This window comes from Caulobacter hibisci (genome assembly GCF_016135805.1).
Taxonomy (GTDB): Bacteria; Pseudomonadota; Alphaproteobacteria; order Caulobacterales; family Caulobacteraceae; genus Caulobacter; species Caulobacter hibisci.
On record NZ_JADWOX010000048.1, the window covers coordinates 1 to 589 of the forward strand.

The 589-nt window shown below is 66.2% G+C and carries 1 protein-coding gene; it reads left to right on the forward strand.

Going from position 1 to position 589, the window contains the following annotated elements; translation table 11 throughout:
- Positions 1-589 (forward strand): MFS transporter (locus I4Q42_RS25825; protein ID WP_232793455.1); only part of this gene is annotated, 589 nt, incomplete at both ends.

The window sequence follows — 589 nt, forward strand, 5'->3', positions numbered from 1 at the left end:
GGCTCCCGCGCCATCCGAGAAGATCGGCCGCTATCGCTGGGTGATCGTCAGCCTGCTGTTCGCGGCGATGGTCATCAACTATGTGGACCGGCAGACGATCGGTCTGCTGAAGGCCGATCTCTCCCATGAGTTCGGCTGGAGCGAGAAGCACTACGCCGACCTCGTCTTCTACTTCCAGCTGGCCTACGCCGTGGCTTACCTCGCCTGGGGCAAGATCATGGACAAGATCGGAGCCCGCTGGGGCTTCGGCGTGGCCTTCGCCATCTGGCAGATCGCCCACATCGCCCACGCCGCGGCCAAGGGCTTTGGCGGCTTCGTCTTCGCCCGCATGGGTCTTGGGATCGGCGAGGCCGGCGGCTTCCCGGGCGGCATCAAGGCCGTGGCCGAGTGGTTCCCCAAGAAGGAACGCGCCTTCGCCACCGGCATCTTCAACGCCGGCACCAATATCGGCGCCATCGTCACCCCCCTGGTGGTGCCCGGCATCGTCCTGGCCTTCGGCTGGCAGATGGCCTTCATCGTTACCGGCATCGCGGGCCTCGTCTGGCTGCCGATCTGGCTGCTGGTCTATCGCCGCCCGCGCGAGCACAAG